The sequence below is a fragment of the Glaciimonas sp. Gout2 genome (assembly GCF_035018905.1).
GTDB lineage: Bacteria > Pseudomonadota > Gammaproteobacteria > Burkholderiales > Burkholderiaceae_D > Glaciimonas.
In genome coordinates this window covers 37,268-57,142 of sequence record NZ_JASJXA010000015.1, presented here as the reverse complement: position 1 = coordinate 57,142, position 19,875 = coordinate 37,268, and the positions used below count along the sequence as shown (strand labels likewise).

Genomic DNA, 19,875 nt, shown 5'->3' with positions numbered 1-19,875 from the left:
ATGACGCAGATTCAGCGTTTCAAGAATAAAGTCGTGATTGTGACCGGCGCTGCCCAAGGCATAGGGCGCGGTGTTGCATTAGCAATTGCACGTGAAGGTGGGCAACTGGTGCTGGCTGATCGCTCAGCGTTGATCAATGATATGGCAGCAGAAATCAGCGAATTAAAAGCCCACGCCATCGTTGTGAATGTCGATCTGGAAACCTATGCAGGTGCGCGCCAGATGGTCGACGCTGGCATGGAAGCATTCGGACGCGTCGATATTCTGATCAACAACGTCGGTGGCACGATCTGGGCCAAACCCTACCAGGAATATGAAGAAGCGCAAATCGAAGCAGAAATTCGCCGCTCATTATTTCCGACCCTTTGGTCCTGCCGCGCCACCTTGCCAGTGATGATCGCGCAGAAACAGGGCGTGATCGTCAACGTATCGTCGATTGCCACCCGCAGTATTAACCGGGTTCCTTATGCTGCTGCAAAAGGCGGCGTCAATGCCTTGACGGCCAGTCTGGCATTTGAACATGCCGGGGATGGCATCCGGGTTAATGCCATAGCTACCGGGGGTACTGAAGCCCCGCCGCGCAACATTCCGCGCAATGCCAATCCGCTGAGCAAAGATGAGGAGGCCTGGTATCAGGACATTATCGATCAGACCGTCGCCAGCAGTCTGATGCATCGCTACGGCACCATCACCGAACAAGTCAACGCGATCTTGTTCCTGGCGTCGGATGAATCGTCGTATATCACGGGCACCGTGCTGCCTGTTGGTGGCGGCGATTTGGGTTAAGTTTTATTCGCTTGTTTCAAGCTGATTGTTTCAGCTTGATCGCCTCATTCTGATATTGCCGGTACCTGGTTAAACTATATTCAGACACCATTGCCTTTCATCAGCAGGGCAGGGCTAATCTGAATCTCCATGCATTCAAATCGATCATTCAGGGAGCATCATGCCTGTCGCCCACATTCATCACACCGATATTTTTTATGTTGCCGAAGGCAACCCTGCGCATCCCGCATTGCTGTTTTCGAATTCGCTGGGAACCGATCACCGCATGTGGCAGACGCAGGCCGATGCACTGAGCCATGATTTTTATGTGATTCGCTATGACACACGTGGTCATGGCCAGTCTGCCCGTCCCAAAGGACCGTATCAATTGCAGCAACTGGGACAGGATGTGACCGGACTGCTCGATCATCTTGGTATCGCTAAAACCCATTTTTGTGGCTTGTCGATGGGGGGCGTGATCGGACAATGGCTGGGCATCCATGCCTCTGAGCGCTTGATAAAGTTGGTCGTTGCCAATACTGCGGCCAAAGTCGGTACCACCGACGGCTGGCTCACGCGCGCTGCCGCAGTCAGAGCTGACGGCCTCGGTGCCATCGCCGATAGCGCAGCCTCACGCTGGTTCAGTCCTGCTTTTATAGAGAGTCAGAACCCGATCATCGCCGAACTGATCGCTCATCTGCGCGCTGAAAATACCGAAGGTTATGCAAGTTGCTGTGAAGCACTGGCAACAGCGGATTTACGTGAAGACATTCACGCCATTCCCCATCCCGCCTTAATCATCGTCGGCGACTACGATCCCGTCACCACGGCAGCGGATGCCGCGCTGATGCAGCAAAAAATAAAGAACGGGAGAGTCGTCACATTGCCCGCATCACATATCTCGAATATTGAAGCGGAACCATTATTTACGCGTGCCATATCCGATTTTTTAACACCCTGATTGTTTGATTAAACCTCGTGGCACAACTAACCATCGTGTAAATGGAGAGTAAGCAGCCGGAAGATTAAAGTCCCGTCAGAAATACTATACCTGTGAAGTATTAAACAGATACTTAATCGGTGTTGGACGGGGTTATCACAGCTATATATTCTCAACACACCTTCGAAGAGGTGCGCCAAGCCCTCTCGAAATGATTTAAAAAAAACATAAATAATACATCGCCGAACTATACGGACGATGTTCATAAAATGGAGACAGAGACATGCGCACTATTGACGTTCATAAACTTGCCGACCAGGCACGCTTGAATGGTTTTCACATTCGGGTACTGTTATGGTGTGCCCTAATCATCATTTTCGATGGATATGATCTTGCAGTCGCCGGAATCGCCGTTCCTTCGATCATGAAAGACATGGGGGTAACGGCTCAAAATGCCGGTTTCATGGTGAGTGCCGCCTTGTTTGGCATGATGTTCGGCGCCATATTTCTGGGCACCATTGCCGACAAAATCGGACGCCGCAAAGCCATCGCCATTTGCATTGGCCTCTTCAGCATCTTCACCGCCGCCGCCGGCCTTACGCACGATCCCTATACCTTCAGTGCCATGCGCTTTCTGGCAGGGCTGGGGATTGGTGGTGTCATGCCTAACGTAGTCGCACAGATGACTGAGTATGCACCAAAGCGCATCCGCTCAACGATGGTGACACTGATGTTCAGTGGCTACGCCGTCGGCGGGATGCTGGCAGCGCTGCTGGGGAAAGGTTTGATTGTCAGTTATGGCTGGTCGTCGGTATTTCTGGCAGCAGGGTTCCCGATTATTCTGGTGCCGATGATTCTGAAGTGGTTACCCGAATCAATGCCCTACCTGATCAGAAATAACCGATTAGAAGAACTCGCAGCGACGGTCAGCCGCATCGATCCAAGCTACCGGCCTATTGCAGATGACAGTTTCGTGTTGCCGACAGAAGACAAAGCCGAAGGTGCACAGATTGCCAAACTGTTTCAGGATGGTCGTGGATGGAGTACGTTGATGTTCTGGGTCGCTTTTTTTATGTGCCTGTTCATGGTGTATGCACTCAGTTCATGGCTGACCAAGCTGATGGCAACTGCTGGTTATAGCCTTGGGTCTGCGCTTACCTTTGTGCTGGTACTCAACTTTGGCGCGGTCATTGGTGCGGTCGGTGGTGGCTGGCTGGCAGACCGCTTTCACATTAAATATGTGCTGGTCGGCATGTATGCGCTCGCTGCCATCTCCATCTCCCTGCTGGGATTAAAAGTTCCGACCGAAGTGCTGTTCATACTAGTCGGTCTGGCCGGTGCATCCACCATCGGTACCCAAATCGTTACGTATGCGTATGCTGGCCAGTTCTATCCGATGGCAATACGCTCCACTGGCATCGGCTGGGCCTCGGGCGTAGGGCGCAGTGGTGCAATCCTGGCACCCATCGTCATTGGCACGCTGGTGGGCATGGCATTGCCGTTGAAGATGAACTTCATCGCGATCGCTATTCCGGCAGTGATTGCGATGATCGCCGTATTACTCATCAAACACCATCGCTCAGCATCGGCGCAACACGCAGTTACGCCATCCTCCACCGCTTCAACGCACGCTTACAGCTAACTATCGGATTCATCGTCACGAACCTCATCTCGCATTGATGAATGCGACTGAGCAGTGCTGCGTCTGTCCGGCTACGCTGCTGTAGACAAGCAGGTCGCCATACTCCTTGCGAGACGGCAAAAATAATATAAGTTTTTTTAAAAAAATCAGGAGACAGCACGTGAATAAATTAGTAGCGAATGCAATCGTGACACTATCGATGGCGGTTTCCGCATCGGCAGTGCTGGCCCAATCCCAGGTGACAATGTATGGCATCATCGATACCGGCGTGGAGTATGTCACACATGCCAATGCGGCCGGTAATTCGGTCGTCAAAATTCCTTCGCTGACTGGCACCTTGCCATCCCGTATCGGTTTCAAAGGCACGGAAGATCTGGGTGACGGACTGCAGGCATTGTTCGTACTGGAGAGCGGCTTCACACCGGATACCGGTACCATGGGGCAGGGTGGCCGCTTGTTCGGACGTCAGGCGTATGTCGGTTTAAAGAATACGTATGGCACGATCATGATTGGACGTCAAGTCAACATGACGTATATCGCGTCGCTCAAGGCCGACGTCATGGGACCGAATATTTTTTCGATCAGTAGTCTAGACTCGTATCTACCTAATGCGCGTAGCGATAACGCAATAGGTTACCTCGGCACTTTTGCAGGTGTGACGCTGGGTGCCACCTATAGCTTAGGACGGGATGCCTCCGCTGCGGGCGGCCCTGCCGGTACCAATTGTGCAGGAGAAATCGCCGGTAACGCCAAAGCCTGTCGTCAGATGACCGCCTTACTGGCCTATGACGCTGCATCGTTCGGTGTCGCCAGCGCCTACGATATTTTATACGGTGGCCCTGGTGCCGCTGGTGGATTGACCAGCAGCAATTACCACGATCAACGTGTTTCCCTGAACGGTTACTTCATGCTGGGCCTGACCAAAATTGGCGCAGGTCTGGTGGACCGCAAGATTAAAGATGCCACAGACACCCATTCCGATTTGTATTACGTCGGTGCCAGCTTCCCGTTTGCCAGCTACTGGGTGCTTGACGCACAGGTATCGCGTTTGAAAATCATGGGCACCCCCAAGGTCTCTACGTTAGCGGTTGCACGCGTAACGTACAACCTGTCCAAACGCACAGCGTTATATACGTCGCTTGGGCATATCGAAAATGCCGGTTCCGCTGCGGTTGCACTGGATGCCGGTGGTACCGTCGGTACAGGGTTGAATCAGGTCGGTGTCATGACTGGTATTCGCCATACGTTTTAAGCAGCCTTGGGCGTATGCCCAAGCTGGCCTGCTTTAAACGTGTTCATCGTTGTTGTGGTTTATTCTGCCTCAGGACAAACTGCCTGAATCGAACCCACGAACACGTCTCTTTACCGAACCGTCAGTCACTGACGGTTCATCCCAGCTCACAAACGCAATTATCGTAAAAAGACCAGTTCGGCATAGCTGACGCTTTTTAGCGACTGTCCGTCTGATAATTTCAATTCGGCCTGGACTTGCTGGCGCGTTAACGTCGATTTGGATACCACGTTAACCGGGTATTCATCGCTTGCCTGGGTGTAGCCCTCTTCATGGCCAGACTGCGCCGCAGAAATTGCGCAGCCACCATTAGTTGCCGGCGCGAATGTGCTTTCGACGGGATACGGCGTGCCTGCCAATGCGGCACCGGCGAATGCAGACAATACCAGCCCTGCTAAAATATTTTTAATGTTCATGATGTGTCTCTTTAAGAGGAAATAAAAGTGCAGTACCCAAAGTGGTACCTGCTTCAACTACTTTTAATTCAACATAAGCTATAGTTTATTTGTTTCTCCTCGCAATAAAAATAGCGGAAAGAGCAAAGGTTTATTTCATTTTTTGAAATGATCTACGCGGCTGGCTTTGGATTTTTGCAATTTCACCTTAGTGCTTATCTATGTGGGCCGGAATGCGAAGGTATTTCCAGCAGGTGAGGTGGTTGCTGGCGAAAACCGGACCATTAACCGTAAACCTGGCGCACTGTCGGCATTACAACGGTCTCCAAGCGTAATAATCGCCTCAATGCTGTCGGCAATGGCCCGGACGATCGACAATCCAAACCCGGAGCCTTCGGCATCGCTACCGAGGATACGATAAAAAGGATCGAAAACTCTGGGCCCTTCACTGACGGCAATACCGGGACCGGTGTCTTCGACCATCAGCACAGCAAAAGCGCCTTCCTTCCTGACCGACAAGTTGACCACGCCGCCTTCCGGCGTATAGCGAATGGAATTTCAATCAGATTTTTCAGCATTATTTTCAAGTCGATTTCACGTGCGGCAACTGCTGCATCGGCGCTGTCGGTAACGCCGACACGGGCAGTTCTTTCGGAACGACTTGATCCTGAGGATGAAGACTTCTTTGAAAAAGCCAATGCTCAAATTGATGCCTAGAAAGCGCACAATCAAAATTCGACGGTCATACGGTCTGAAGATATTGATTTTGATCAGCTAATGGATATGGAGTCGAGGGGAGGTGAGTCCCTACTGAATCTGCGTGTAAGTCTTAATGCAGAAAATGGCCATGAAATTTTTGCCTTACTAAAAAATGCTCGTGTGTCGTTTAATATCAAGTTGAGTGAATCGAATGCCAGAGATTTGTTGACGCAATTAGGAGGACCAAGACACATCGCGTCGGCGCTACTCCATGACGAACTCACTCAGCATTTAACTTTCATCTCGTCCAAATAATTTAGTCTCCAAAAAAAGCTCGAGAGTTGCAGCCTGAGTTATCCCCGTCGATCTTCTTTGATAGACGAAGGTAGGTTACCGTACGCCGCCCAAAACTGCGCAGGTTCGCTCGATTTTGTGGGGTCTTTCCGTTTGAGGTTCTGTGCAACCGCGCACCGGTTTTTGAGTCGCTTATCACGTTTTTCTTAAAAAATTCCACCGGCATAAGCTGGGCGCAGTCCGTTGCTCTGTTCTCACGAACTTGTGGAGGGCTCTGACAATATCAGGAAAACCTGGACAGCGATCTTCAATTCTTTTTTGCATCCAGCAATGGAACGCTTTCCTTACAGTGCGGAAAATTTACTTCGTGACCAGCGATTTAAGACGCTGCTTCTTATTTTCCGTAACGACGGTGGATCATCCCGTGTGGCAAAGACAGTCGCACTAAAAACATATGGCTTCGGCCCATAAGGGCCGCGATTCTTCCGGCTGCTTTCAACGGCACGATGATGCGGGCATCGGCATCGTAACTGCAGATAAAAACAGCTATTTCCCGAGCACGAATAATTTTTTACCCGGCAAACCTGTTACCGCGGTTTAAACAATGCGTCGGCATTCGTGTAGCTTCAACTGGTGAAATTACTTGACCATCGCATCCCGAGAGTGACGTTTTACAGGATGCTCTTCTGAAGAAAATCCTTCCTTTAAACTATCTCGCAGGTAGTCTACGAAAACACGCACCGCCCGCGGCAGGTAAGGGCTATACGGCCGGATGGCATATAGTTTTTCGCCAAATGCGCCAACCGATTCCCAATTTTCCAACACCCGTTTCAGCTTTCCGCCAGCGATGTCCGCTTGCGCAGAAAAATCTGGCAGTAAAGCGATGCCTAAACCAGTTAATGCCGCTTCACGTAACGCTTCACTGTTGTTTGCAGCAAATGGACCGTTTAGTAATACGTTTTGACGCAAACTTTTCTTTGCGCGGGAAACAAAACTCCAGGTCGGCAATTCTCCACGTCGGAAATAGTGCAAGCAGTCATGATTCAGTAGATCATTTGGCACTTTGGGAGTGCCGCGTTTACGTAGATAAGCGTTGCTGGCAACCAGAATCGTGCGCGTTTCGCACAGTGTCCAAGCGATATGTGTATCGGGAGCAGAGCTTGCATGTCTGATCGCAAGATCGAAACCTTCTTGCGCTAACGAAGTGAATTGATCCGATAACTCAAGCTCAATGCGTATTCCTGGATACGATTTCAAGAACGCAGCAAGTATGGGGGCAATCTGCTGGCGACCAAGTGCCACCGCTGCGGTAACGCGTATGAGGCCGCGCGGTTCGCTTACGGAATCTCTGATTTCCAGAAAATTTTGCTGAATTACCTCAAATGCATTTCGACTTAAGTCGACGAGGCGCTGTCCGGCCTCGGTCAGCCGGACACTTCTTGTCGTCCGCTGAACCAGTGCGACACCGGCATTCCTTTCGAGCTCGGCAATGCGTTGACTCATAGCGCCCTTGCTTACGCCAAGTCGGGTTGCCGCCGCCGTATAGCTGCCTGCATTTTCGAGAACAATCAAAGAATATATGTGGCCCCATAAAGGGACATTTTTTAAAGTATCCATACTGTCATTGTTCACTTTATTGAACAATGAATCAAGTAGAACGGCATTGAACTGCTTAAACAGGAGAACTACACTGATTTTACTTCCACCGACTAAGGACATGAAATGACTTCTTATTCTCCATATACAGACACAAATGCAATAGGCCACTATATCAACGGAACCCTGGTATCAGGAAAAAGTGATCGTACGCAGCCAGTCTTTAATCCCGCTACCGGCGCCGTGGCGCGTGATGTTGCATTGGCTTCCGAAGAGGAAGTAAATGCCTCGGTCGCATCCGCGGCGGCGGCATTTCCAGCCTGGGCTGACACACCGCCAATTCGTAGAGCCAGAATCGTCAATAAATTTCTGCAGTTGATGAATGAACATCAGGAGGAACTTGCTGCAATGATTACTGCAGAACATGGCAAGGTGTTCTCGGATGCGTTAGGTGAAGTCGCACGCGGCATCGACATTATCGAATTCGCTTGCGGTATTCCGCAATTGCTTAAGGGAGATTACTCGGATCAAGTCAGTACAGGAATGGACAATTGGACGCTACGCCAACCTCTAGGCGTAGTGGCCGGTATTACGCCATTCAATTTTCCTTGCATGGTCCCATGCTGGATGTTTCCAATTGCCATTGCAGCAGGGAATACCTTCATTCTCAAGCCAAGCGAGCGAGACCCTAGCGCAAGCATTCTAATGGCAAAGTTGTTCACCGAGGCAGGTCTGCCACCCGGTGTATTTAACGTATTGCAAGGAGATAAATTGGCGGTAGACACTTTGCTTCAACACCCAGATGTTAAAGCGATAAGTTTTGTCGGATCGACACCGATTGCGCGCTATATAGGCGAGCGTGCCGCTCACTTTGGAAAGCGCTTTCAGGCGCTGGGAGGTGCCAAGAATCATCTTGTTGTCATGCCGGACGCCGATGTGGAGCAAGCAGTCGACGCACTGATTGGTGCCGCATATGGCTCCGCTGGCGAGCGTTGCATGGCAACCTCCATCGCTGTTCTGGTTGGCGATGTCGCAGACCGCATCGTCCCGATGCTCGCGGAAAGAGCACGTGCCTTGAAAATATCAGATGGGATGAATCCCACGGCTGAAATGGGGCCAGTGATCACGCGTCAGGCGCTTGACCGGATTGAAGGTTACATTGCGTCCGGCGTCGAAGAAGGAGCCACGCTAGTTACCGACGGGCGCGGCTACTCTGTCCCGGGATTTGAAAAAGGCTTTTTTACCGGAGGGACTTTGTTTGACCATGTGACGCCTGAAATGCGCATTTATCAGGATGAGATTTTTGGCCCTGTCCTCGGTTGCGTTCGAGTTGACAGTTTTGAGGATGCGATCAATTTGGTAAACGGTCACAAATTTGGTAACGGCGTCGCTTTTTTCACAAGGGATGGTGGAGTTGCGCGAGAATTTGGCCGCCGAATCCAAGTTGGTATGGTTGGCATTAATGTCCCAATTCCTGTGCCTATGGCATGGCATGGATTTGGTGGGTGGAAGCAAAGCATGTTCGGCGATACCCATGCCTACGGTGAGGAGGGTGTTCGATTCTACACAAAACAAAAATCTATTATGCAACGCTGGCCGCAGCACATAAGCAAGGGTGCGGATTTCTCGATGCCGACAGCTAAATAAGGCGAGGGTGATGGTATGGCCTTTAACTTCATGTCATCACCAATAATCTGCAGCATCAATTATGAATATTTAAGCTTCGGCTGTATCAGTGATAACGCACAGGCTTCTTGGCTTACGAGGTTAAGGAGCAGCAACCAAGGAGGCGGCCGGGTTGATCCCTCAAAATGGCATCGCACCCACCGAGCGTCACTACAAACGTTCATTTAACCAGGGGTCACCCCAGTTTGTCATATCGCGATCCAAAAAATTACTGAAAATGCATCAATCAAGTGTGTGATTCGATACCGTCTGGAATTGATATTTTCATGGGGTACGTAAACGCTTGTATCTGCTACTCTTATTGAAGATGAGTGCTTGGCGCATCAATTTTTATGACGAAGCGATATCTCTTCCTGGAAAGTTTTGGAATTTGTTTGCGCTGGTCCCGAGACAGAAATTTCCTGCTCTGGAAATCGTATTGCGGAGAGTCTGATGATCCAAATCGCCTCCAGCGAAGAACAACGTTGTTTTCTGGCGAGAGCCGCTACTCGCCAATGCAGAAATGCTGCAGGCGAGCTATCCAACGCACAGATTTCCCGCGCATGCGCACAAGGAATACGCGATCGGGGTGATCGAACGCGGTGCGCAAGCGTTTTCACAAGGCAATGGGCGGCGTTCCGTCATGCCTCAGGGCACGGTCTGCATAGTTAATACCGGCGAGGTTCATGAGGGATGGCAAGCGACGGATGGGGGGGGATTATCGTATGCTCTACATTTCTCCTGAGGCGCTTGAAAAAGCGGCCAGTTTGAGTTCGATCCTGGCGCGTCAAACGCGCTGCTGGACGCTCTGCCCGAGGTCATCATGGTACGCACGGCTGGGCGGTCCGACTTTGCGGGCTGCAAGCATTGATGACAATGTTGCGGGTCGAAACGGAAGCAATGCTGCCGGGCGCGAACGCGGTGATAGCGCAGTTGTCATCTGCACTGTTTGCCTTGGTGATCCGGGCTTGGCTGGAACAGGCCGGCACTATGCCGGGCCTGTTCGCGGTACTGGCCGAGAGGCGCTTGCAGGCGGCATTGCAAGCCATGTTGGCCGCGCCAGAGAAACCCTGGTCGCTGCAGGACATGGCGGCGGCCTGTCACATGTCGCGCGCCACCTTCGCCCGCCTATTCCGTAGCGTTGCAGGCACCACACCTGCAACGATGCTGATGCAGACGCGCATGGCACACGCTGCGTTATGGTTGGCGCAAGGCAAGCGCTCGGTCGGCGACATTGGAGAAGCGGTCGGGTATCAGTCGGAAGCGGCGTTCAATCGTGTATTTAAGCGTTGTTTTGGTGTCGGGCCCGGCCAATACCGGCGCAGTGCTCGGATAAATCACGATGCCATATGCCCCTGAGACATATAGTGGGCGTCGAAACCTAGCTTGGAAACGAAGAAATTGACAGAGCGCTGAATGTCTAGAGAAGCCAGCACAGGACTGCGGCAACGAAATCGATAACGCTGTTCATTTAGCCCTTCCTCAATGGATGAAGTGTTCACATATTTTTGCATGCAAGTACGCGCCACACAATAGGAAACCGAGCTGTGCAAATGACCACCTCTGCCGCCGAAACGGGTCAGTTAAATCGAAAGTAGTGACCTGCCGCTTTCCGCCTTAACTGAACGCTCGCATAACTAAATGTCAACACGCCCTCATAAAGCGGGGGCGATTAAAAATAATTTCCCGTATTCATTAATTAGCCACATCTGGTTGGCGTTCGTGTACGTATATTTAAGTGTAGCAAAGGACTAGTGAGAAAAATGCGTATCTTTTGAGTGGGCGATATCGTCCGGTTCAACGGCGGTGGGCTAACGATGACGGTCAATGAATCGAAGAGGGATGATCGGGTTGTTTGCGTCTTGTTGACACAAGACAAATTAAAAATAACGTCGCTGCATCCAGCGACGTAAACAATCTCCGTATGAGATGTAAGACTCAGGTAGAACTCAGGGACAAGTAAATAAAAAATTTTCAATTTATTTTTGTAATGAAGTAGGCGGCATCAAGACTAATCATCATCAGGTACATGCACCATCTCGATAGTGCATGGAATTGGTAAATATTGGTAAATACCTGACGTTCATATTGAACGTCATTCATAAACACAAAGGAGTTTCAAATGAATAAGCTTATTATCTGCACTTTCGCGGCTATCCTCAGCGTTGCATCATTCGGCGTATTTGCTGCTGATGGCATGACCCATGACGCCATGGCAAAAAGACAGACAGGAATGAACCATATGCAATCGTCCACTAACTTTAGCGACCTGTATCACGGGCATTAAATTTTTGCAGTGCAAGTCGACGTAGCTTCTCTCGTGGAAGCTCTGCGTCGAACAGTGTTTCGTTAGATGAAGCTGATCGTTGAACCGGGATAGAGCGGCGCAATTTGATGCCGAGCCATACGAGGTAAGCTACCATTTAGTAACCGTTTTTGTGGATCCGCCTTATTCCATCGGTGTGACCCATTCAAACAATCGTTGGCCGTATAGGCGACTCAAACCCAAGAATAATGCTGCAACGCCGAAGTTCAGCATCAGAATCATCAACGTTGCATCGATCTGGTGGAACAGCGACAGAGCGACGGCGGTCGTCGCAGCGACCGCAAGACTAGCCGTCATTGCAATCGGGACTGGATACAACCGCGCGACGTATCGCAACATAATGAGCAGCGACAGCGATAGCGGGATGCTGGTTATTGCCAGTGTCGCAAAACAGCGCGCGGTTTCACCCGGAGACATGCCGTCGGGACCGAAACTGACCCAGGCCGTCAGGCATCCGTAGCCTATCGTAGAAATCCATATCGCAAACGCCGGCATGGGCAAAAGGAGCCAGCGTTTCGAGCGCCCGGGAATACTCCCAATAAACACCGCTGTCGTAGCGAGAACACTTGTCATCAAGGCAGCCGCAACCCCAATGGCGTAAACTGGCTGATGCAGTTTCTGCATCAGATCAGGTCGAACACCATGTCCGACGGCGACCAATGCCAGCATCAACGCCGCAAATAATAGCCAGCACAAAGTCCTCACGGCAGGTGAACGCAAACGCCGCACCGGTTTTACGTTGACGACCAACGATGCTATCAGACTGGAGGTTGATTTCATCTTGAACCCCCTCGTTTGTCGATCAGCTTGCGCAAGTTTTTTAAGGCTCGGTGCGTCGCGACTTTGAGTGCGCTAACCGATATGCCACTCGCGCTCGCCGCTTCCGTTAATGACATTTCTTCTAATTTCAGCATTTGGATTGCATCCCGTTGTCGAGCTGGTAGACGCCCTACAGCGTCGCGGAGCATACTGGCATCGACCGCCTCCTCATGGAGGTTCCTGGTCGAAAAGGTTTCATGTTCCGGGGCAAGCGGTTCCTCGTGCACACTACAACGGCCCTGTCGTCGAAGCTTATCGATGATGCGACGGTTGGCGATAGTCACCAGCCAAGGACCGAACGGTCGAGCCGGATCGTACGTATGACGCACAGTGTGGACGGTCAGCAAAATATCTTGCACCACATCTTCGACATCGCTCCCATTTTCGATCTGACGAGATGCGAGTACCCGTAAATAAGGAGTGACCTGCTCTAGCAGAAGACAATAAGCATCACCATCTCCTCCTTGTGTTCTGGCCATATAAACGGACCAGTCGAGCGTGCCATCCGGCCGGCTATCTGGTGAGCGCTCCGGGTGATCGGGCGTGGCCCGGCCCTGAGGCTTCTGTACAAGACTCAAAGCGGGTTTGGCACGCTGGATTTTGGATGACATTCGCGAATTTTGCACCTTGAAGAAGATTCTGTCGCGAAAAATAAATTTTGTTTGCCACGTAACCTTTCGTCGTCTGTCAGCGAATTTACTCATAAGATCACGCTTTTGTGACCCAACTTCAGGAGAATACAAAATGAGCAAACAACTATCAACCGTTTCGTCTCTGACGGCCGCAGTTACGTTGGCACTGACCATGCAAGCATTACCGGCGCAAGCGCAAGGAATGAAAGATATGGGGACCATGCCACAGGTTGTCAAAGACAATATGATGAAGATGACAAAAAACAAACTTGAGAAGTGTTATGGCGTCAATGCAGTCGCAAAGAACGATTGTGCCCAGGGCGCCCATTCTTGTGCCGGTCAGGCTACTCAGGCGCGTGATGTGAAATCGTTCGTGTTGCTCCCGGCTGGGGATTGCTCCAAAATCCAGGGCGGTCAACTGCAGGCTAGCTAAGGTCTCGCCAGCGTATGCACGTTTCCTCCGTCAGCGCACAGAGTGCGCTCAACCCGATCCCGGCCAAAGCAGGTATAGGGTTGCGTTTCCGCCATCACCAGGCGGTCATCGACGAACGTCCGGAGGTCGCTTGGTTCGAAGTACACACCGAGAACTATATGGGTGGAGGCGTTGCGCCACGCGACTTGGATACCATTCGTCGTGACTATCCGATCTCTTTGCATGGAGTCGGTCTTTCGATCGGCAGTGCCGAGGGGCTGGACCGTGACCATCTGGCAAGGGTGCGCAGTGTTGTCGATCGGGTTGAGCCGGGACTGATCTCTGAACATTTATCTTGGAGTGTCAGTGGTGGTACTTATTTGCCTGACCTGTTACCGCTGCCGATGACTGAAGAAGCGCTCGATATCGTTTGCCGCCATGTAGAGCAGGTACAGGCTTACCTGAACCGGCGCATCCTGCTCGAAAATCCATCGACTTATCTGCGTTTCCGGCATTCGACGATTCCAGAGTGGGAATTCCTCGCGCATGTGGCGCAACGAACTGGGTGCGGCATTCTCTGTGACGTAAATAACATCTTTGTCAGCGCCAGCAATCACAATTGGGACCCGATGACCTATCTTTCTGCTTTACCGCCAGCAGCGATCGGCGAAATCCATTTGGCTGGACATAGCGTGCGTCAACTCGACCACGGCCGTATTTTGCGCGTCGACGACCACGGTTCGCCCGTCGCGCCGGCGGTCTGGGCACTGTATCGGGAAGCACTCCGGCGTTTCGGCCCAGTTCCCACGTTGATCGAATGGGATACTGACGTACCACCAATGCACATATTGATGGAAGAAGCCGCTACCGCTGAGATGGCACTGGAGAAGCAACGACATGAATGCGCATAATCCAACGCTGCGCGAACTGCAACATGCGATGCACAACAGTCTGCGTAAGCCAGCAGATAACGGTCTGTCGGCCTATATACGCGCCGATGGATGGTCAGTTGAGGAGCGACTCAACATTCACCGCAACACGACTGTGAGCGCACTCGCAACGGCACTACGTTTATCCTATCCGATTATCGCGCATCTGGTTGGAGCCGAATTCTTTGAGGGGGCCACGCGCCTGTTCTCCGATCAGGCTGCGCCAGACAGCGCGCTGCTGGACGAATATGGCGCAAATTTCCCTGAATTCCTCGCAAAACTTCCGCAGGCCGCATCGTTACCCTACCTGCCGGATGTCGCCCGCCTTGAATGGCAGGTTAGTAATGTGCTACATGCACAGGATGCAATCCCGCTAGAAATCGCGCGCCTCGCCCAGTTGAATGAAGCCGAGCTGTTGCAGATGTGTTTTGTAAGGCACCCGGCAGTCACATTGCTGCACTGCACATTTCCGGCAGACACAATCTGGTACGCCGTTCTGGAGCGCGATGACAACGCCATGACAGCGATCAATCTCGCAGATGGTCCGGTCTGGCTACTGGTGCACCGCACAGAGAGCAGCATCCATGTGGTGCGCTTGAGCGAGGATGAATGGCGTTGCACGACCGCACTGTTTTCCGGGCAGCCATTGCACGCAGTTCTGACGATCGCACCTTGTGCCGATACGCATGCGCTGCTAGCCGCCCACCTGATACGTGGATGCTTTACCGACGTCCGTCTATCAGCGTTCGCACCTTAATTCAAGAAGAAACCGATGACATCCTTACCACAATCTACCCCCCCTTCCACGCTCCATGAGAGCGGTCCGCGCCAATGGTTAGACCGTGTTCCCCACACTCTCCTGGCCATTCCACTGCGCATCGCCATTGCCACGGTGTTCTGGAACTCTGCGATGACCAAGCTCGCCAATTGGAATACTGCGATCGAACTGTTCCGGGAAGAATACCGGCTGCCTTTCTTGCCACCGGAACTCGCAGCCTATATGGCGGCGTCCATCGAATTGACTGCGCCCGTATTGCTGCTGCTGGGACTGGCGACGCGGCCCGTGGCTTTCGTATTACTGGGGATGACCGCCGTCATTGAAGTATTTGTCTATCCTCAGGCGTGGCCCACGCACATTCAGTGGGCTGCCATGCTGCTGGTGTTGATATGCCGCGGCGGCGGGAGTTGGTCTCTAGACCATTGGTTGTGGAAGCGATGGATCAGGTAGCCTACCGTAGGGGACATACTGATCCGGCTTTGTCGACGCTCGAACAGTCGCTGACGGTCATACCTAGTACACCAATCAATACGATATTAAATAATCGTCTTGAAATCATCGTATCTGCTCCTTAAAAAAACTAATCCAGATTCAGCATATTTATACCGAGGCCTTTTTATGGTTTCACCATCGTAGACAGGTCTATTTAGTGTGGATGCTCAGAGTGCAGATTTATAACGGGGGACCGCGATTATTAAAATGCCCTGTCAAATTCAAAAACGCTATGAATGCTCTGTCTCACACTACGCTTTCCAATGGGATGGGTTTTCGGCATCAATAAATACACGACCAACCAAAGTTGGTGTCTTACCGCCGATGACAATGTTAATTAAATCCGGCGTCTCGAATAGCGCTCGTAACCTCTGGTTATCAGTGTCAGCTTCGACGAATCGATGCGCACGTTCAATTGCCGCTTCGATGCCATACATGGCGTAGGCATCGGTATTAAGCTGGACGTGGCACAGCCCGCGCAAAGCCAGGCGTTAGGTCGAATGAAAAAAATTGGGAGTAAAGTTGTTTGAGTGGTCGCGGCGCTGTGCTGACCGACGCGGGATCGTCAATGATCGATGATATCTGCCTGAGTATGGCGAGAATCGACTCAGCCGCCATCAGGGCGCGGGACATTGGGACCCATCGCGCTGGTCGTTATCGATTGACTTTGTATCAGCGGTCCTGTTCGATACTTTGCCGCGTGCTCTCGCTGCGCTACGTGTTGCGTTGCCTGGCGTGGATCTCGTACTGCGTGAGATGAGTATCGAGGAGTAGGCAAGGGCGCTCGAAACCGGAGAAATTGATCTTGGACTACTGCATACACCAGTGACTTTAGTCGGAAAAATGAATGAGAAGCTGATCCGTCGCGACCCTTTGGTTGCTGTCCTGCCGACAGTAATTTCCGTCGGCATCAATCATAAAATATCACTTTAAGAGTTGGCCAAAGAAGGACTTGTCTGGTTTTCCGAGAAACAATTGCCGCAACTACGTGCTGGTATTCTCAGCACCTTTCGGCAAGCTGGTATCGAACTTCAGATTGTGCAGGACGTAAATCGGACCTTAACGGTGATTCCTGCGTAGTAGCAGGCTGCGGATTCTCCTTGCTTCCTGGGACGGTACGTTCCATGCGATTTCACGGCGTACAATTTTGTGAAGTTGAGCACGGTCAATTATTGCCACAATTTGAACTCAGTGCCATCTGGCCAGCAAGATCACGTCTCACGTTAGCAGACCGTTTTGCAGCGCTGATTCCATAAGTGACTTGAACGGATCGGGTCTACATAGCTCAATTTTGAAATACAACTTCTCTACAAAACAAAATTCACATCACTAATCAACGCCCCAGGTAACCGCGTACTTCCAACTCGTCGCTCACCATAAGACTCGCCATCGATCAACAATTCCCGCTCTTGCGTCAAGCCAAGCAATTTATTTCCCAACAGCCGAAATAACGAATCATCGAATCGCATCACATTTAACGGTGCTTTAATTTTCCCATTCTCTACCCAGAATGTGGCAAAGCGCGTCATACCCGTGATACGGCAATTGGCGCGGTCTGAAAAATTCAGGTACCACAAATTACTGATAAAAATGCCAGTACCGAGCTCCGCCAACACATTCGCTAACGCTAAATTACCCGCAGCAAGATCAAGTGACGAAGTCATTTCTTCAGCATTGGCGCCGTTATTGGCGATGTCATATTCTAGTGCGGTGCGTGGTGAGATCATGCTGCCGGTCAGCTTGCCGTGTTCAAGTAACTTCAGTTGATCAGGCTTGATAAAGCCATCTTGCTGAAAGCCGGGAGCAACACCGTTGAGGGTATCTTCGATCAGCATCACTGACGGATTCAATTCCAGACCCTCATCACGCATGCGTTGTAATGCACTTTGCTTGGTCCGGAGAGATTTCTCTGATAGGCCCGACCAGTTCAGCATGCTGAACAATTCGTTGAGCGCAGTCGGCGTCAGATAAACGCGATAGGCGCCGGGTTTAACAGTCATCGCCGGGCGCTGCAGCAGCGCGAGTTGCGCTTTGGCGCTGGCTAATTTGGCCTGAAATGTCTGAGCGTCCCATTGCAAACCGGCATAGGAGGTTTTCACGGCCTTATCGCGGTTTTGGTACAGACTCCAGTCGAGATTAAAGGTGGCGGTTTGATGCCAGTTACGCTGACCGAAGGAATTGGCAAAACCGCGATACACGGGACCGGCAGCGAGAATTCCGACCAGATCGGTACCGACTGCGGCGTTCAATACCTGATCGACAATGGCGGCGCTGCTCGGCAATGATGAGGGAACAATGTGTTCGGTGTTGCGAATCTCTTGCGAAAATAACAGATATGGATCATCCGGCAGATCATCCAGTTGCGCCCGCAATTGACCAAGCATACGGATGCATTGCGCATTGTCAGTCGGGAGATCGCCGCCGAGCGTGGCACTGCTTTCGGCATGGCGTTTACCGTTGATCAGACGCAATGATAAACGCATCTGATGGACGTGACCCGGTTGACGGATCAAACTCTGATTAAAGCGCACGAAGTCGGTCGCTTCCGCAGAAAACCAGCAAGTGAATTGTTCTGAACCATGCATACGGCTTTGGACGAGTGCTGCCAAATCATAAAAATATTGCTGCATGTGGTTGGTGAGCGGGTCTGCCGGAGATTGAATCGGTTCTATGATGTTGGTCATGCTGCATCCCCTCCAAACACGGCAATATTGCTGAACAGACAGGCGGGCGATGCGTGGCCGACCCGAATCACTTGTGATGGTTCGCCTTTACCGCAGAACGGCGTGCCCATTACATTGAATGTAGATTGGTCGCCAACTCCTTTTAACGAGCGCCAGAAACTTTCCGAAATGCCGCGATAATTAGGGTTTTTGACCACGCCTTTGAGTTCGCCATTTTCTATCAGGCGACCAGTTTCGCAGCCAAATTGAAACTTGTTGCGTGAATCATCAATCGACCAGGAGACGTTGGTATCCATCAATACACCGCGCTCGACCGATCCGATCAGATCTTGCAATGAACTGTTACCGGGTTCTATATTTAGATTCGCCATACGATCTATTGGTGGCCGGTTCCAGCTACAAGCGCGGGAGTTGGCGACGCCGTCAATACCGGCGCGGGCTTGAGATATCGAACCGCCGAGTGGCTTTTTAAGAATGCCGTTTTGGATCACGAAGCTCCGTTCCGCCGGACTGCCATCATCGTCCCACTGATAGCTGGCGAATTGGTCGACGCGGCTTGGATCATAGGTCACGTTAAGTAAATCTGAACCGTACTGGAAGATACCAAACATATCCAACGTCACAAAGCTGGTGCCCGCGAAGTTGCGCTCATCACCCAGAATACGATCCAGTTCAAGCGGATGGCCAATCGATTCGTGAATTTGCAACATCATTTGTTCCGGCATCAAGAGTAAGTCCGTGATCCCGGTCGGGCAGTTTGGCGCAGCCAATAACGCCAACGCCTGTTCAGCGATACGTTGGCCCGAGCCATCAAAACCAGCCGCGCTCAGCACTTCCATATCGCCTTGCCGACAGTAACCATTATATTGGCCGCCCAAACTGCGGGTTTGTGTGTCGCCACCTTGATTGGCGGTTGCTGCCAGATTGGGCATAACGTAATGAAATTGCTGGAGAACGTCGGCACCGTCGGCGCTGATATAAAGCTGGTCGGTTGTTATTGTGCCAAACGCCGCATACCAGTCGACAATACGGCTATCGATTCGGCAAGCCGTGGACTCGCGTAACAGCAACGCAATGACGTCCTTGCGTGACCATGTGCTGGCGAGGGTGGCGCGATTTTGTTCGCCGGCTCCCGGTCCAGCATAGTGGCCAACCGGACGTGGCATGAGGATGTGCGAATAGTCGACTACTGAACGTCCCGCGCTGGCCTCAGCCCAATCTTTGGCGCGTCGCAAAGCCTCTTTCAGCCCGTTCTCACTAAGGTCGCTGGTGGCAGCGTAACCATAACCGCCGCGATGTATGACCGTAAGCATCGCGCCACGATCCGAGCGGTGACTGATGGGTTGCAAAATGTCCTGGCGGACCATGATGTGTTCGCTGGTTTCATCCACCAGACGCAACGAACAAAAATCTACAGCGGGCGCAAGCCGCTTGAAAAGGGCGCGAATATTATCGTACAAGAATCACCTCATGAGTGTGTACAAAAAGAGTAACCGATTGTGTCGGTTGCCGTCGA

At 51.6% G+C, this 19,875-nt stretch carries 19 protein-coding genes and 2 pseudogenes; 13 read left to right on the top strand and 8 right to left on the bottom strand.

Features of this window, described 5'->3' with window-relative positions:
* The 4 genes from QN379_RS12385 (at position 1) to QN379_RS12370 (ending at position 4,599) form a co-directional block, all read left to right on the top strand.
* Entirely contained in the window at positions 1-786 is a 786-nt protein-coding gene (locus tag QN379_RS12385) for a 1,6-dihydroxycyclohexa-2,4-diene-1-carboxylate dehydrogenase (protein WP_322232346.1), read from the top strand.
* Between the two features lie 160 nt (positions 787-946).
* Positions 947-1,726, top strand: coding sequence for a 3-oxoadipate enol-lactonase (gene pcaD / locus QN379_RS12380; RefSeq protein ID WP_322232345.1), 780 nt, complete (start codon positions 947-949; stop codon positions 1,724-1,726).
* Between the two features lie 262 nt (positions 1,727-1,988).
* Positions 1,989-3,347 carry an MFS transporter gene (locus QN379_RS12375; RefSeq protein ID WP_323506757.1) on the top strand — a complete coding sequence of 453 codons (1,359 nt, stop codon included), beginning with the start codon at positions 1,989-1,991 and terminating at the stop codon, positions 3,345-3,347.
* A 160-nt stretch (positions 3,348-3,507) separates the two neighbouring features.
* Positions 3,508-4,599: a porin gene (locus QN379_RS12370; RefSeq protein WP_416348546.1), complete on the top strand. Its 1,092-nt coding sequence runs from the start codon at positions 3,508-3,510 to the stop codon at positions 4,597-4,599.
* A gap of 158 nt (positions 4,600-4,757) precedes the next feature.
* On the opposite strand, the gene QN379_RS12365 is transcribed toward QN379_RS12370, so the two are convergent.
* The 3 genes from QN379_RS12365 to QN379_RS12355 form a co-directional block, all read right to left on the bottom strand.
* Positions 4,758-5,054, bottom strand: a complete 297-nt coding sequence (locus QN379_RS12365; RefSeq protein WP_323506756.1) for a hypothetical protein — start codon at positions 5,052-5,054, stop codon at positions 4,758-4,760.
* Positions 5,055-5,252: 198 nt separating this feature from the next.
* Positions 5,253-5,585 carry a sensor histidine kinase gene (locus QN379_RS12360; RefSeq protein WP_322240138.1) on the bottom strand — a complete coding sequence of 111 codons (333 nt, stop codon included), beginning with the start codon at positions 5,583-5,585 and terminating at the stop codon, positions 5,253-5,255.
* A 1,080-nt stretch (positions 5,586-6,665) separates the two neighbouring features.
* A complete protein-coding gene (locus QN379_RS12355) occupies positions 6,666-7,643 on the bottom strand; it encodes a LysR family transcriptional regulator (RefSeq protein WP_322240136.1) in 978 nt (325 codons plus the stop codon).
* Positions 7,644-7,748: 105 nt separating this feature from the next.
* Between QN379_RS12355 and QN379_RS12350 the strand changes: the two genes are divergently transcribed.
* The 4 genes from QN379_RS12350 (at position 7,749) to QN379_RS12340 (ending at position 11,574) form a co-directional block, all read left to right on the top strand.
* Positions 7,749-9,269, top strand: coding sequence for a CoA-acylating methylmalonate-semialdehyde dehydrogenase (locus QN379_RS12350; protein ID WP_322232342.1), 1,521 nt, complete (start codon positions 7,749-7,751; stop codon positions 9,267-9,269).
* A 541-nt stretch (positions 9,270-9,810) separates the two neighbouring features.
* Positions 9,811-10,032, top strand: coding sequence for an AraC family ligand binding domain-containing protein (locus tag QN379_RS23695; protein WP_369124717.1), 222 nt, complete (start codon positions 9,811-9,813; stop codon positions 10,030-10,032).
* A 125-nt stretch (positions 10,033-10,157) separates the two neighbouring features.
* The gene (locus QN379_RS12345; RefSeq protein ID WP_323506755.1) at positions 10,158-10,646 is read left to right on the top strand and encodes a helix-turn-helix transcriptional regulator; all 489 of its coding nucleotides are present in this window, start codon (positions 10,158-10,160) and stop codon (positions 10,644-10,646) included.
* 763 nt (positions 10,647-11,409) lie between these two features.
* The gene (locus QN379_RS12340) at positions 11,410-11,574 is read left to right on the top strand and encodes a hypothetical protein (protein WP_322232341.1); all 165 of its coding nucleotides are present in this window, start codon (positions 11,410-11,412) and stop codon (positions 11,572-11,574) included.
* Between the two features lie 162 nt (positions 11,575-11,736).
* Here QN379_RS12340 and QN379_RS12335 read toward each other — a convergent pair whose 3' ends face one another.
* Together QN379_RS12335 and QN379_RS12330 are read right to left on the bottom strand one after the other, a co-directional pair.
* Positions 11,737-12,393 carry a DUF1109 domain-containing protein gene (locus QN379_RS12335; protein ID WP_322232340.1) on the bottom strand — a complete coding sequence of 219 codons (657 nt, stop codon included), beginning with the start codon at positions 12,391-12,393 and terminating at the stop codon, positions 11,737-11,739.
* Entirely contained in the window at positions 12,390-13,043 is a 654-nt protein-coding gene (locus tag QN379_RS12330; RefSeq protein WP_323506754.1) for a sigma-70 family RNA polymerase sigma factor, read from the bottom strand. Before QN379_RS12330 ends, QN379_RS12335 begins: the two co-directional genes overlap by 4 nt.
* Positions 13,044-13,176: 133 nt before the next feature.
* On the opposite strand from QN379_RS12330, the gene QN379_RS12325 reads away from it, so the two are divergent.
* Genes QN379_RS12325 through QN379_RS12310 form a run of 4 tightly spaced genes read left to right on the top strand, consistent with a single transcriptional unit; the run spans position 13,177 to position 15,633 of the window.
* Positions 13,177-13,497, top strand: a complete 321-nt coding sequence (locus QN379_RS12325) for a DUF2282 domain-containing protein (protein WP_322232338.1) — start codon at positions 13,177-13,179, stop codon at positions 13,495-13,497.
* A gap of 14 nt (positions 13,498-13,511) precedes the next feature.
* The gene (locus tag QN379_RS12320) at positions 13,512-14,387 is read left to right on the top strand and encodes a DUF692 domain-containing protein (RefSeq protein ID WP_323506753.1); all 876 of its coding nucleotides are present in this window, start codon (positions 13,512-13,514) and stop codon (positions 14,385-14,387) included.
* On the top strand, positions 14,374-15,162 hold the full coding sequence (locus QN379_RS12315) for a DNA-binding domain-containing protein (RefSeq protein WP_322232336.1): 789 nt from the start codon (positions 14,374-14,376) through the stop codon (positions 15,160-15,162). The genes QN379_RS12320 and QN379_RS12315 overlap by 14 nt, the downstream gene beginning before the upstream one ends.
* A gap of 15 nt (positions 15,163-15,177) precedes the next feature.
* Positions 15,178-15,633: a DoxX family protein gene (locus tag QN379_RS12310; protein WP_322232335.1), complete on the top strand. Its 456-nt coding sequence runs from the start codon at positions 15,178-15,180 to the stop codon at positions 15,631-15,633.
* A gap of 347 nt (positions 15,634-15,980) precedes the next feature.
* Here QN379_RS12310 and QN379_RS12305 read toward each other — a convergent pair.
* Positions 15,981-16,127 (bottom strand): annotated as a pseudogene (locus tag QN379_RS12305) (carboxyvinyl-carboxyphosphonate phosphorylmutase); the annotation flags it as partial.
* Between QN379_RS12305 and QN379_RS23690 the strand changes: the two are divergent.
* A pseudogene (locus QN379_RS23690) lies at positions 16,077-16,931 on the top strand (LysR family transcriptional regulator). The pseudogenes QN379_RS12305 and QN379_RS23690 overlap by 51 nt on opposite strands.
* A 51-nt stretch (positions 16,932-16,982) precedes the next feature.
* Here the strand turns inward: QN379_RS23690 and QN379_RS12300 are convergent.
* Together QN379_RS12300 and QN379_RS12295 are read right to left on the bottom strand one after the other, a co-directional pair.
* Positions 16,983-18,359, bottom strand: a complete 1,377-nt coding sequence (locus QN379_RS12300; RefSeq protein ID WP_322232334.1) for a TldD/PmbA family protein — start codon at positions 18,357-18,359, stop codon at positions 16,983-16,985.
* A complete protein-coding gene (locus tag QN379_RS12295) occupies positions 18,356-19,819 on the bottom strand; it encodes a TldD/PmbA family protein (RefSeq protein ID WP_323506752.1) in 1,464 nt (487 codons plus the stop codon). The genes QN379_RS12300 and QN379_RS12295 overlap by 4 nt, the downstream gene beginning before the upstream one ends.
* Positions 19,820-19,875 lie beyond the last annotated feature (56 nt).